The organism is Pseudomonas yamanorum (assembly GCF_900105735.1).
GTDB classification, from domain to species: Bacteria; Pseudomonadota; Gammaproteobacteria; order Pseudomonadales; family Pseudomonadaceae; genus Aquipseudomonas; species Aquipseudomonas yamanorum.
Window position 1 is genome coordinate 680,695 of the sequence record NZ_LT629793.1, and the last position, 12,026, is coordinate 692,720.

At 61.1% G+C, this 12,026-nt stretch carries 13 protein-coding genes; 4 read left to right on the forward strand and 9 right to left on the reverse strand.

Features of this window, described 5'->3' with window-relative positions; all coding sequences use genetic code 11:
• Positions 1-26: 26 nt before the first annotated feature.
• Both BLU46_RS03315 and BLU46_RS03320 read right to left on the reverse strand, forming a co-directional pair.
• Positions 27-722 carry a fumarylacetoacetate hydrolase family protein gene (locus BLU46_RS03315; RefSeq protein WP_093198548.1) on the reverse strand — a complete coding sequence of 232 codons (696 nt, stop codon included), beginning with the start codon at positions 720-722 and terminating at the stop codon, positions 27-29.
• 95 nt (positions 723-817) lie between these two features.
• Complete coding sequence (locus tag BLU46_RS03320; protein WP_172834511.1) at positions 818-1,147, reverse strand: hypothetical protein; 330 nt, start codon at positions 1,145-1,147, stop codon at positions 818-820.
• A 213-nt stretch (positions 1,148-1,360) separates the two neighbouring features.
• Here BLU46_RS03320 and BLU46_RS03325 point away from each other — a divergent pair, with 213 nt between their 5' ends.
• The gene (locus tag BLU46_RS03325; RefSeq protein WP_093198553.1) at positions 1,361-1,906 is read left to right on the forward strand and encodes a hypothetical protein; all 546 of its coding nucleotides are present in this window, start codon (positions 1,361-1,363) and stop codon (positions 1,904-1,906) included.
• A gap of 62 nt (positions 1,907-1,968) precedes the next feature.
• On the opposite strand, the gene BLU46_RS03330 is transcribed toward BLU46_RS03325, so the two are convergent.
• The 3 genes from BLU46_RS03330 to BLU46_RS03340 form a co-directional block, all read right to left on the reverse strand.
• The gene (locus tag BLU46_RS03330; protein ID WP_093198556.1) at positions 1,969-2,607 is read right to left on the reverse strand and encodes a hypothetical protein; all 639 of its coding nucleotides are present in this window, start codon (positions 2,605-2,607) and stop codon (positions 1,969-1,971) included.
• Positions 2,608-2,724: 117 nt separating this feature from the next.
• The gene (locus BLU46_RS03335; protein WP_063031327.1) at positions 2,725-3,045 is read right to left on the reverse strand and encodes a DMT family transporter; all 321 of its coding nucleotides are present in this window, start codon (positions 3,043-3,045) and stop codon (positions 2,725-2,727) included.
• A 68-nt stretch (positions 3,046-3,113) separates the two neighbouring features.
• Positions 3,114-3,560 carry a carboxymuconolactone decarboxylase family protein gene (locus BLU46_RS03340; protein ID WP_093210093.1) on the reverse strand — a complete coding sequence of 149 codons (447 nt, stop codon included), beginning with the start codon at positions 3,558-3,560 and terminating at the stop codon, positions 3,114-3,116.
• A gap of 195 nt (positions 3,561-3,755) precedes the next feature.
• Here BLU46_RS03340 and BLU46_RS03345 point away from each other — a divergent pair, with 195 nt between their 5' ends.
• The 3 genes from BLU46_RS03345 (at position 3,756) to BLU46_RS03355 (ending at position 6,465) form a co-directional block, all read left to right on the forward strand.
• Entirely contained in the window at positions 3,756-4,358 is a 603-nt protein-coding gene (locus BLU46_RS03345) for an FMN-dependent NADH-azoreductase (protein ID WP_063031329.1), read from the forward strand.
• Positions 4,359-4,375: 17 nt separating this feature from the next.
• Positions 4,376-5,788: a MocR-like pyridoxine biosynthesis transcription factor PdxR gene (pdxR, locus tag BLU46_RS03350; RefSeq protein WP_093198559.1), complete on the forward strand. Its 1,413-nt coding sequence runs from the start codon at positions 4,376-4,378 to the stop codon at positions 5,786-5,788.
• Between the two features lie 83 nt (positions 5,789-5,871).
• Positions 5,872-6,465 carry an LOG family protein gene (locus tag BLU46_RS03355; protein WP_093198563.1) on the forward strand — a complete coding sequence of 198 codons (594 nt, stop codon included), beginning with the start codon at positions 5,872-5,874 and terminating at the stop codon, positions 6,463-6,465.
• 55 nt (positions 6,466-6,520) lie between these two features.
• Here BLU46_RS03355 and BLU46_RS03360 read toward each other — a convergent pair whose 3' ends face one another.
• The 4 genes from BLU46_RS03360 to BLU46_RS03375 all read right to left on the reverse strand — a co-directional run bounded on the left by BLU46_RS03360 (position 6,521) and on the right by BLU46_RS03375 (position 11,689).
• Complete coding sequence (locus tag BLU46_RS03360) at positions 6,521-9,010, reverse strand: TonB-dependent siderophore receptor (protein WP_093198566.1); 2,490 nt, start codon at positions 9,008-9,010, stop codon at positions 6,521-6,523.
• 89 nt (positions 9,011-9,099) lie between these two features.
• A complete protein-coding gene (locus BLU46_RS03365) occupies positions 9,100-10,044 on the reverse strand; it encodes a FecR family protein (RefSeq protein ID WP_093198569.1) in 945 nt (314 codons plus the stop codon).
• Complete coding sequence (locus BLU46_RS03370) at positions 10,041-10,586, reverse strand: sigma-70 family RNA polymerase sigma factor (RefSeq protein ID WP_063031339.1); 546 nt, start codon at positions 10,584-10,586, stop codon at positions 10,041-10,043. Before BLU46_RS03370 ends, BLU46_RS03365 begins: the two co-directional genes overlap by 4 nt.
• 257 nt (positions 10,587-10,843) lie before the next feature.
• A complete protein-coding gene (locus BLU46_RS03375; RefSeq protein WP_093198573.1) occupies positions 10,844-11,689 on the reverse strand; it encodes a DNA/RNA non-specific endonuclease in 846 nt (281 codons plus the stop codon).
• Positions 11,690-12,026 lie beyond the last annotated feature (337 nt).

The following is a 12,026-nucleotide window of genomic DNA, read 5'->3' on the forward strand; positions in this document are numbered from 1 at the left end:
CGGAGGGCCTGGGCACCACTGTAGCGTCAACCCTGGCCGAGGGTGAAGCTCAGCTCCGCCAGGCCGTCGATTCCGGCGGTCACCACATCGCCCGGCTGCAAGGCGCCGACACCTGCCGGGGTGCCGGTGAAGATCAGGTCGCCGGCCTTCAATGCCACCGATTTGGAGGCATGGCTGATCACTTCGCTGACCGACCAGATCTGGTCCGCCAGGTCGCCCACTTGGCGTTGCTCGCCATTGACCTTGAGCCAGATACGCCCGCTGCCCGGATGGCCAACGGCACTCACCGGCCGCAGCGGAGTGCAAGGTGCCGACTCATCGAAGGCCTTGGCCCATTCCCACGGCCGCGACAGCTTTTTCGCCTGGGCCTGGAGGTCGCGGCGGGTCAGGTCGATGCCCAAACCGTAACCCCAGATATGCGCAAACGCGTCTTCCGGGGCGATGTCCACGCCGCCCTTGCCGATGGCCACCACCAACTCGACTTCATGGTGCAGGTCGGCGGTCAATGGCGGATAGGCGATCACGCCCTCGGCAGGCACCACGGCATCGGCCGGCTTCATGAAAAAGAACGGCGGCTCGCGGTCAGGGTCGTGGCCCATTTCGCGGGCATGTTCGCTGTAGTTGCGCCCGACACAGAACACCCGACGCAGCGGGAAGCGAGCGTCGTCGCCGTGGATGGCAAGGGACGGGGTTTCGTTGGGGGTGATGACGTAGCGGGTCATGGCATGTGCCTCTTCGATTACCTGGGGCCAGTATGCGGACGGGCTCCGGGGCGAAGTTGGACAGGCTTACGCAGATTTTGTACTGGGCGGTGCAATCATTTACGCGCCAGCTTGTAGCGCAAACAGTCCTGATAAAAACTCTGGCGAATCACCTCGGGCTTGACCCGCGAGCGGCTGTCGTAGGTCTGCTCGGTGATGCCCATGGCCATCATGTGCATCCAGGGTTTCTTGAACTGGTAGGTCTTGAGCTTCTGACGCGCGGCGTACAGCGAGACGCCCGACAGCTTCAATTCCTGGGCCCGGGCGGCGGTGCCAGCCCCCCAACTGCACATGTACTTGTCGTTGTCCCGCAGCTCCCGTGCCTCAACCGAAACCGCCCCACCCGCCATTGCGCAGGCCATCAGCATGATTCCAACATTGCGCATTTGCATCCCGCCTAACCACCTGAAAATAAAAGTGATTTTGGCGAGAATTTTGTTACAAAGGGGCCAGCAAATTGCCTTCTTGATGATTTTTCCGACAGGTACCAGAGGCAAAAAGCTACGCATCCCTTAAGGCCTTTTGCCACTATTTGTTGCCGACCTGCCAGCGTCTGACGATAATCGCCGCGCTCTCCCACACTCACGCAAGGAAACGCCGTGAAAAAGCTTCTACTGTTGACCCCATTGCTCGCGCTGCTGTTGCAAGGCTGCGGCGTCACCATGACGCAATACGAGCCGAACTTCGACAACGTCCAGGTCCTCAAGCGCGCAGCGCCGCTGCAACCCGTCAGCAATGCCCAGGTGACGGCTGCGTCGGGCGAAGGCTCGTTGTCCGTACGTGCCAACCCGATCCGCTCGCCCAGTGGCAGCATCCCGGCGCATATCCAGGCTGCGATCACCCAAGAACTGCAACTCGCAGGCCTGCTGAACCCGCAAGCGGAACGTCATCTGCAAGTGCTGGTGGTGAAGAATTCGCTGTCGGCAGGCATGGGCTCCGGCAACGGCACGCTGGCCGCGCGGTTTACCCTGCTCAAGGGCAATGACGTGGTGTACGACGCGACCAAGGAAGTGAATCACACCTGGTCCAGTTCGTTCTTCGGGTTCATTGCGATCCCGAATGCCGCCAACGCCTACAACCCGATGGTGCGGGATTTGCTCAAGTCGTTGTACAGCGACCCGCTGTTCATCAAGGCGCTTAAGTAAGGCCCAGGCTGCGAGGGCGGGTCGCCCTACCCTCGCAGCTGTTTCAAACCTTCAGTTACGTGTCACGCCCGTAGCACGCCGGCATCCAGTGCCGAGTACTTCAGGTTGTTGCCGTCGACCATTTGCTTGAGCAAGGCATTGACCTGGCGGGTGAAGGTATCGGTCACCGCCTCTTTCGGCGTGTTGGCCATCAACGGGATAAACCAGATGCCCATCCAGGTATTGATCGAGTCGTGGTTGGTGCCGGTGCTCAGCGCCTGGCCTTGCGGGTCCACCGACTCCAGCTTCATGGTGTATTGATCAGTCCCCAGCGCCGGGATGATGGTGAAGGTAAAGCCGCTGATAAAGGCCATTGCCAGTTGGCCGCCACCCGGTGGATGGTTGTAGACCTTCAGGCGCAGGCTGTAATCGCCGGGCTGTTTCTGGAACTCATCCAGGGTCACACGACCAAACAGGCCGGAGTCGGTCAGGACTTTCTGCAGCTGTGGCTTGAGCATGTCCCGCGCTTGTGGGAATTCCGTAGCGGCGGCGTTTGTCGGCTCGCCCTGGTAGAACTTGAAGTCTACGTAGACGTTCGGTTTGTTGGCGTAGCTGGCCTTCGATGGCAGCGTGACAGGTGCGACTTCGTCCTTCGTGAAGCTGGCGCAGCCGCCCATCGACAACGTGATCAGGGCCAACCCCAGCATTTTTCCAATGTGCATTACGACTTCCTTAGTGAATGGAGCGTCTCCATGGCCGGAGTTGCTGGGGGCGGATGATAAAGAGTGAGCAACAATGTTAAAAGGCCATCTCCGAGAAATACCCGCTCGCAGGCAGCACTAGTTGGCGGAGACCAGTTTCAGGCCGATCACGCCGGCCAGGATCAGTACGATGCACAGCACTCGTAACGGTGCGGTGGAATCGCCCAGCAACACCATGCCGAGGATCGCGGTGCCCGCTGCGCCGATTCCGGTCCACACTGCGTAGGCGCTGCCCACCGGCAGCGTGCGCAACGCCGTCGACAGCAGGATGACGCTGGAGACGCCGGTCACGACGGTGAGCAATCCGGGGGTGAATCGGGTGAAGCCATCCGAAGCCTTCATCGCGAACGCGAAAGCGATTTCAAGAATGCCGGCCAAGCCGAGCAGTAGCCATGCCATGGGGTGAACCCTCAGGAAATACAGTGAGTGTGTGGCGAGGGAACCCGCCACAACGAATCCGCGTTGGCTTATGCCTTGGCGGCCGCCGCCGGCGTGGTGCGGAAGGTGATGCCCAGGCGGTTGAAGGCATTCATCAGTGCGATGCCGTAGGTGAGATCGGCCAGTTCCTTGTCACTGAACTCGCCGGTCGCTGCCGCGTAGTCAGCGTCCGAAACATCACTGGCGGTCACTGCTTCAGCAAAGGCCAGTGCCACGCGCTCACGCTGGGTGAAGACCGCGCCAGCGTCATGCCATACGGGCACCAGCACCAGCTTGCCCACGGCCAGGCCTTGCTTGAGCAAGTCCCGCGAGTGCATATCGATGCAAAAGGCGCAGCCGTTGATTTGCGAAACCCGCAGGTAGACCAGGTCGATCAGTTCCTTGGACAGGCCGCTGTTCTGCAGGTAGACGTAAACCCCGCCGAACGCCTTGTAACCTTCAGGGGAAGCTTTGGAGTAGTCGAGACGCGTTGTCATGGTGAAGTCCTGTAGCGGTTGGATGAAGCCGCCATCTTGCGACGCCATGGCCTACCCCAAAAGATCCATGATCTGGCTTGAACACCAGACCATGAATGCGCGGACATGGCCTACTCTGAATCTTGATTCTTGGCTCTTTGGCCTGGGTCATGAGGTTCGTAGACTGAAGGCCATCCATCCAGGAAGCAGCGCACCATGAATATCCTCCATGTCAGTGCCAGCCCTCGCGGGCCAGCGTCAGAAAGCAACGCCCTCTCCCTCAAGATCATTGAATGCCTGCGCCAGCGGAACCCGGCCGCCGAGGTGATCCAGCGCGGCATCGCCGGGAACGCCCTGGCACCGTTGGACGAGCCTTATGCGACGTCCCAGCAGTCCCTCATGGATGTCTCGTCCGAAGGTTCGATGGCCCAGTCCGAGCGGCTTGTGCGGGAATTGGAGATGGCCGACATTGTGGTGATCGCCACCCCCATGCATAACTACTCGGTACCCGCAGCCCTCAAGCTATGGCTTGATCATATTGCGCGGGTACGCCGCACCTTCGATATCTCGGCCCAGGGCAAGATCGGCCTGTTGCAGGACCGCCCGGTGTTTGTCGCCATCGCCTCGGGCGGACGGTTTTCCGGGGAGCGTGCGCATCAGCCGGATTTCCTGACGCCGTACCTGAAAACCCTACTCGGCATGATCGGCCTGCATGACGTGACCTTCTTCACCGTTGAAGGCACCGCTTCACGCCCGGAGGCACTGGCCCAGACGCGCCGCCAGACCGACCAGGCGCTGCACGACTATTTCGCCACCTGAACAGGACCCGCCGCCGGATGAGCACCTCGATCAAGGCCTTTTCACCGCTGGACGCCGGCGCTGCCGAGCCGATTTACCGGCAACTTTACTGGCGCTTCCGCAGCGCGATTGCCGAAGGTTTGCTCAAACCGGGGGAACGCATACCCGCAGCCCGGGCCCTGGCCAAGGAACTTGGGCTGGCCAGAGGCACCATCGACACAACGTACTCGCTGCTGGCGGCCGAAGGTTATATCCAGGCCCGTGGCCAGGCCGGCACCGTGGTGGCGGAAGGGATCAAGTCCAGCCTGCCGGAACGCCCCATGACGGCCAGCGACCACAATGCCGTCCGGCACAAGGCCGCCGTGTTGCCGTTTCAAATGGGCCTGCCGGCGCTGGATGCGTTCCCGCGCAAGATCTGGTCGAAAATCGCCGCCCGTTGCGTGCGGGCCACCCAGGTCGCCGACATGGCCAACCCCTGCGTGTTCGGCCTGCACTCGCTGCGCACGGCGATTGCCAGCTACTTGCAGGTTGCCCGGGGTATTCACTGCTCGCCGGCACAAGTCTTCGTCACCTCGGGCTACCGCAACACGCTGGGGCTGATCGCCCACGCACTGCTGGAACCGGGCGATCGGGTGCTGGTGGAGGACCCGGGCTACCTGTTCACCCGGCCATTGCTGGATTACCTGAATATCAAGGCCATACCGGTACCCGTGGATCAGGACGGCATGCAGGTGTCCCGAGCCGTGCAACAGGGCAAAGGCGCCCGCGCCGTGGTGGTCACGCCGGCCCATCAAAGCCCGCTGTGTGTCTCGCTGTCCTTGCCCAGGCGCCTGGAACTGCTGGATTGGGCGAGCCGCCAGCAGGCCTGGATCGTCGAGGACGACTATGACGGCGAATACCGTTACGTCAGCCGCCCACTGCCGGCCCTCAAGAGTCTGGACCGCGTCGGCCGGGTGCTCTATGCCGGGACTTTCAGCAAAGTGTTGTTTCCCGGCATCCGCCTCGCATATCTGGTGGTGCCTGCGGCTCAAGTGGCACGCTTCGAACACGTCAGCCAGACCTTCCTCGGTGGTTGCCCGGAACTGACCCCGGCGATCGTCGCGACGTTTATGGCCGAAGGGCATTTTGCGCGGCATATCCAACGCATGCGCAAACTCTACGGCGAGCGTCGGGAAGCCACGGCCAGGGGCCTGCGCAAAGCGCTGGGCGAGCGTATTTCGATTGATGCCCAACCGGGCGGGATGCATTTGATCCTGCGACTCAACGCGCACCAGTCCGACCGCCTGTGCGTGGAGCGACTGGCACAGGCCGGCATTTATGCCGAAGCCTTGAGCGACTGGAATATTCAGGGCCAGACCGGCCCCGGCCTGCTGCTGGGCTTTGCCAATATCGAATCGGAGACCGTCGCCGAGGTCCTTGGAAAACGCATCCTGGATGCACTCATGGCCTGATCCGCAAGCCGGTTCTTGGCTCTTTCGCCCTCAAGACGGGGCCGCCATGCTGGACGGCTTGTACTCACCAGCCTGGAATCTCCATGCCCACTCCCCTGCGCAGCCTTGCGGTTTTCTGCGGTACCAATTTCGGCTTCAACCCGCAGTACGCGGAAGGCGCCCAGGCCCTGGGCCGGGAAATCGCCCGGCGCGGCATTCGCCTGGTCTACGGCGGCACCCACAAAGGCTTGATGGGCGTGATGGCGGATGCGGTGTTGGCGGAAGGTGGCGAGGTCGTCGGCATCATCACCCGGCTGCTGCATGAGCGCGGCCACTCCCACGCCGGGCTCACCCATCATGAAGTGACCCACGACATGCGCAGCCGCAAGACACGTATGAGCGACTGCGCCGACGCGTTCATTGCCTTGCCCGGCGGGCTGGGAACACTGGAAGAATTGTTTGAAGCAGCCACGCTGACCCAGGTAGGCGAACACCAAAAGGGCGTGGCGTGCCTGAATACGGAGGGGTTCTTCAACCCGGTGCGCGCCCTGTTGGATCACACCGTGAAGGAAGGCTTCATGAAGGTCGAGCACAGCCAGATGCTGATCTTCAACGAAGACCCCGGCGCCCTGATTGATGCCCTGGAGCAGTGGCAGGCGCCGGTGGTTTCCAAACTGATTGGGCCGATGGCGAACTAACTGTTTTTGGCCTTGGCGATGCTGCTCCCGAATCCTTTCGCCAAGGCTTTTTTATTTACCACTGATACGTCGCGCTGGCCTGCACGGTGCGCTGTGAGCCATACCAGCACCACGAGTAGGAATAGCAGGACGCGACGTACTCTTTATTCGCCAGATTGGTGGCGTTCACCGCCAGGCGCAGGTTGTCACCCTGGCGATTGATGTGCGGGATGTCGTAGTGCACCGCTGCATCGAACAAGGTGTAGCCCGGTACCTTCAAGGTGTTGGCGGTATCGCCCCATGACGAACCGACATACCGCGCACCAGCCCCCACGCCGAAGCCCTTCAGCGTGCCGTCGTGCAGGGTGTAATCCGCCCAGGCCGATGCGGTATGACGCGGTACGGCATAGGTGGTAGTGCCCTCGGCAGCCACGGCCGGGCCGACGCCGATGTCACTGATGGGCGCATAGCGCACGGTGTTGTTGGACTTGCTGATGCGGTTATCCAGGTAGGCATAGGCCGCCGTGATATCCAGGTTGTCGTTCAGGCTGGCCTTGCCTTCGAGTTCAAACCCTCGGGATTGCACTTCACCGTCCTGGATCTGGCAGCGCGAGCCGTTGCACAGGTGGGAAGCGTCCGGGTCCAGTGTCGGCACGTTGGTCTGGCGCAGGTCGAAGATGGCCGCCGTGATGAAGCTGTTGCTGCCCGGCGGCTGGTACTTGATGCCGATTTCGGTCTGCTTGCCTTCAGTCGGTTGGAACGTTGAGCCGCCATAGCCCGTGCCGGATTGCGGCTGGAAGGATTCCGAGTAGCTGACATACGGCGCCAAGCCATTATCGAACAGATAGACCAGGCCCAGGCGGCCGGTGAAGGCTTTGCTGTCCTGGCTGGATTTGGTCTTCTTCTGGGTCGTCATGGCCAGGGTGCTGTTGTCGGTGCTGGCCCAGTCATAACGCCCGCCCATCAACAGCACCCATTTGTCCCACTTCATCTGCTCTTGCAAGTACACGCCGGTTTGCTCGCTGCGCGAGGTGGCGTCGCTGGTGTAGGCCGGTACCGGCACGGCCGCGCCGTAGACCGGGTCGAAAATATCCAGCGTAGGCCCTGCCGTGTACACGCCACTGCCCGACTTGGTATCGGTGCTGGTGTTCTGGTAGTCGGCGCCCATCAGCACGGTGTGCTGCAGCGGGCCGGTGTCGAATTTGGCCTGCAACTGGTTGTCGAGGGCATAGGCGTCGATGTTCACGTCGCTGGCGATGGTCGAGCGGCGGATGGTGCGGTAATCGCTCTCCAGGTAGTTGCTGTAGAGGCTGCGGTATTGCCCTTCGCTGCGCAGATAGCGGGCATTCTGACGCACGGTCCAGACATCGTTGAAGTGATGCTCGAAGGCGTAGCCGATGGAGTAATACTCGCGGTCACTCTTCTCGAAGCTTTTCTCGCCGTCGTAGAAATCCACGTCGATCTTGCGCCCGGTTGGGCTGTGCATCACCGAGCCCCAAGCCGGCATTGAACCGTAGGACGCGCCTTTGGGATCCTTCTGGAAATGCCCAAGCAAGGTCAGCGACGTGTTGTCGTCCGGGCGCCAGGTGAAGGCGGTGGACAGGGATTGGCGACGGGTTTCAGTGTGGTCGATCTGGCCGTCGGCATCGTCAAAAAGGCCGGCGACACGGTAGGAATACACGCCTTGATCGTCCAGCGGGCCGCTCAAGTCAAAGGTGGTGCGCTTCTTGTTGAAGGTGCCGTACTCGACGCCGACTTCATGGAACGGCGTATCCAGCGGGCGCTTGCTGACCATGTTGATCACGCCGCTGGGGGTGCCCTGCCCGTACAGCACCGACGCCGGCCCACGCAGCACTTCGACGCGCTCCAGGTCGAAGGCGTCTTTTTGCGGCAAGGCATCCCGGCTCGAGGGCATGCGCAGGCCATCGAGGTAGGTCGCCGGGGCGAAGCCACGGATGGTCAACTGGTCGAGGCGTGACGCGGTGGAGCCTCGGGTTTCCGGGATCACGGCGGCGCTGTAGCGCAGGATCTGGTTAAGGCTCTCGGCGTTCTGCGCGCGCATCTGGTCTTTGGTGACCACGGAGATCGACTGTGGGGTTTCGATCAGCGCGGTGTCGGTCTTGGTGCCCGACAGGCTGCGGGTGGCCACGTAACCCGACACCGGGCCGGTGGGGTTTTCCGACTGATACGCACCGCTGATGGTGGTGGCCTGCAACTCCATGGCGCCGTCGGTGTGCGGGATGGCTTCGAGGCGGTAGCGGTCGTCGGCAATCTTCAGGGCTTGCAAGCCGCTGCCAGCCAACAATTGGGCCAGGGCGGCGTCGGTGCTGTGCTGCCCGTTCAGGCCATTGCTGCGTTTGCCCCGAGTCAGGCTCGGATCAAAGGCCAATACCAGGCCCGCCTGTTCGGCGAGGCTGTTGAGGGCCTGGCTCAGGTCACCGGCCGGAATGTAAAACGCGGCGCTTTCAGCCGCGAAGGACGCTTGAACGGTCAGCAGGGGTACGGCGGCAAAAGCCATCGCCACTGAAAGGGCCAGTGGCTGTAAGGGACGAGCAAGGCGCGACATGAGAAGTCCTGGGAAATGGGGGTTCTATTAGTCATGACGGCCATGTCGGAAAATCGGGTATGAATGAGAGCAGTTTTTATTCAGACTTTTTACCGAGGCTTGATCACCACCACCAAATCGGTGAAGTACTCCACCTTGATCGGCAGGTTATCCGCCAGTGAAGCCAGGGCCGCGCGGGTGTCGTCGAGCTTGAATACTCCCGACACGCGCATCCCTTGCAGTGCCTGCGGATCAAAGCGCACCAGCCCGTGGCGGTAACCAGCGAGGGTTTGCAGCACCTCGCTCAGGGGTTGGTCGTCGACCTTGAGCAGGCCACGGGTCCAGGCGTCCGGGTCGGCATTGCCGATGGGTTGCGGGTCGCTGGCGTGTCCGTCCTTGAGTGTGGACTTCTGCCCTGCCGGCACTTTCACGTCGCCTGCACTGTTGCCTTTGACGGCCACGGTGGACTCGATCACGGTGACTACGGTCGAGCCGTTCTCGGCCTTGCGCACCAGGAACCGCGTGCCCAACGCCGTGGCCGTGCCCTGGTCGGTATGCACCACGAACGGCCGTTGCGCGTCCTTGGCCACCTCGACCCACATCTCGCCCTGCAACAGTTCGATCACCCGTTGGTGGCCGTCGAACTTCACGTCCAGGGCAGAGTTGCTGTTGAGCTGCACCTGGCTGCCGTCGGTCAGTGCCACCTGACGCCGTTCGCCAACGCTGGTGCGTTGGTCGGCCATCCATACCGGCAGCCGCTCAATCCCGGCCCAACCGCACAGCAATACACCCAACAGCGCAACGGCCTGGGTACCACGGGCGGCAAACCTTGGTTTTTGCGGGGCAAACGCGCGGTTCAGGGCAAGGCGCGCCGGAGCGGCGGGCAATGCGTCGAGGCTGCCCCATAGGCTGCGCATCCGTTCGATTGCGACAGCATGCCGTGGGTCGGCCTGGCACCAAGCATCGAATGCGGCACGGTCGGCTTCAGTCACGTGATCGTCGTGCAACAACGTCAGCCAACGGGCGGCTTCACTGATGATCTGCTCGGAACTCACGACAGCGGGTCCGCCCCGTGCAGGGTGTGATAGCAGTGCACCAGCGCGCTGGAGATGTAGTTCTTCACGGTGCTGGGTGACACCTGAAGTTGTGCGGCGATTTCGCTGTAGGTCAGCCCGTCGAGGCGGCTGAGCAGAAAGGCTTCGCGGGCCTTGGCGGGCAAGCCGGTGAGCATGTCGGCGATTCGTTCCAGGGCCTGGAGTGCCACATGAATTGCCGCCGGATCCGGCATACCGGCGTCCTCGCTCTGAATCGCCAGGGCTTCCATGTAGGCCTTCTCGATCCGCCGCCGACGCGCGCCATCAATCATCAAGCGCCCCGCCGTCGTTGCCAGGAAAGCCCGGGGTTCCTTGATGGTGTGGGGTTCGGCCAGCAGCAGGATGCGGATAAACGCGTCGTGGGCCAGGTCGGCGGCATGTTGTGAGCAGCCGAGTTTCTTGCGCAGCCAACCGTGCAACCAGGAATGGTGGTCGCTGTAGAGGGCGGTGAGGGTCTGCTGGCGACGGGCTGTATCAGCCTTGGCTACAGGAAAGTCATGCATGCGCAAAAATTTCTCAAACAAGAAAGATTACCAATTGCGCAAACGATGACAGTAAAACGGAGGGGGAGCAAGGGGCTCGCCGATCGAAGCCGTCACGGTGATGGGTGGTTAACGGGATGCAGGTAGAGGGCAACTACCTTTTAACTGAAGTATTAACACTGCACTTAGTTAGAAACAGCAAAAGTCGACAGGCACTTGCGTACCTGCCAACTTAATGGACGCATGACAATTAATGACGAACGTCTAAAGTGCGACGGTTACTTGCAGCCAATCCTCTGCGGAAGTTGCCCTTGCTTCGACTTAAGTGCAGTTTGTACCGCTTGGGGCAACTCATTCCAGAATGTCAGCCCGGAACGCTGTTCAATCTGTTCGACCGTCGCGCGGTAATCACAGAAGTTCGCACCCTTAGGAGTTTCCTGATTCATGATGAACGAGGCATAAAGACCGTCTTGCGGCGACTTGCCCACGGAAACAATCTTCCAGTAGCCGCTGGGAATCGTGTGGACCTTGTTGGTCCCCGGCAAGGTGCCGATAAATTTCTCATACAGCGGGCCAGTCATCACATACACCTCATCCACCGCCGCGTCCTGGCTCAGGTTGCGCTCCTGATCCTCCAGGCGTGCCCAAGGGCCCTGGTTCAAATCGGACTTTTGCGGGGTGATGTTGGACAGGTAATTGAGGGTCTGCCAATCGGAGACGCCCGCCATCGACGCCAGGTTCGCCTGGTGTCCACGGTCGACCTTGAGCGCCACGTTGGCACCGTTATAGTCAACAGGGTCAAGGGTTTCACCCGCCGGAATCGCCGGGTCCGTCTGCCAGTTACGCGGGCGCCCGCTGGCCGGTGTGGACTTGGTGATCCGGTAAGCCACCCAGTTGGCGAACTTGGTCGACGCATTGTTATTGAGGCTGTAGGCCTGGCGATTCAACGTCAGCGGCCCACCGCCCGAAGGGCAGCCCTGGGAACAATTATCGACGGTGACGGCCTGTTCGAGCGGCGCCTGGACGGCGCGCTCCGGTGCCTGTGAAGGCGGGGTGCTGATACAGCCCGCCATCAGCGGCACCCACAACAACGCGACGTATTTGAACAATGCTTTCCTTTGCATGGTAATACTCCATTTACAGCAGATTAATTAAGTTTAAGGCGATAAAACAGGCGCAACGGGTCCCGACAGCGCAAAAGCCACTTCGTGATGAGATGACTACGCTATCAAGTTGATTGCTGACAGTTGGATAACTGTATTTGCGCGTAACGCGACATTCCATGTGCGTACACACTTAATTACCCACGCCAGTGGCGCAAGCAACTAACTGCTCATGAAAAATCATCTTTCGGTTGAGCAGGCTTTATCTTATACACGTAATTGTTACAAAAAAACCAGCGTTAAAATCAAAAAAATCAGCCCGTAAACCCGATCCAATGTGAGAGCCGGGCTTGCCCGC

Coding starts and splice junctions, on each gene's coding strand:
- BLU46_RS03320 (WP_172834511.1), bottom strand. CDS start 1,147: ATGCGCAATGTTGGAATCATGCTGATGGCCTGCGCAATGGCGGGTGGG.
- BLU46_RS03355 (WP_093198563.1), top strand. CDS start 5,872: ATGCCCACTCCCCTGCGCAGCCTTGCGGTTTTCTGCGGTACCAATTTC.
- BLU46_RS03340 (WP_093210093.1), bottom strand. CDS start 3,560: ATGACAACGCGTCTCGACTACTCCAAAGCTTCCCCTGAAGGTTACAAG.
- BLU46_RS03370 (WP_063031339.1), bottom strand. CDS start 10,586: ATGCATGACTTTCCTGTAGCCAAGGCTGATACAGCCCGTCGCCAGCAG.
- pdxR (WP_093198559.1), top strand. CDS start 4,376: ATGAGCACCTCGATCAAGGCCTTTTCACCGCTGGACGCCGGCGCTGCC.
- BLU46_RS03375 (WP_093198573.1), bottom strand. CDS start 11,689: ATGCAAAGGAAAGCATTGTTCAAATACGTCGCGTTGTTGTGGGTGCCG.
- BLU46_RS03345 (WP_063031329.1), top strand. CDS start 3,756: ATGAATATCCTCCATGTCAGTGCCAGCCCTCGCGGGCCAGCGTCAGAA.
- BLU46_RS03335 (WP_063031327.1), bottom strand. CDS start 3,045: ATGGCATGGCTACTGCTCGGCTTGGCCGGCATTCTTGAAATCGCTTTC.
- BLU46_RS03315 (WP_093198548.1), bottom strand. CDS start 722: ATGACCCGCTACGTCATCACCCCCAACGAAACCCCGTCCCTTGCCATC.
- BLU46_RS03360 (WP_093198566.1), bottom strand. CDS start 9,010: ATGTCGCGCCTTGCTCGTCCCTTACAGCCACTGGCCCTTTCAGTGGCG.
- BLU46_RS03330 (WP_093198556.1), bottom strand. CDS start 2,607: ATGCACATTGGAAAAATGCTGGGGTTGGCCCTGATCACGTTGTCGATG.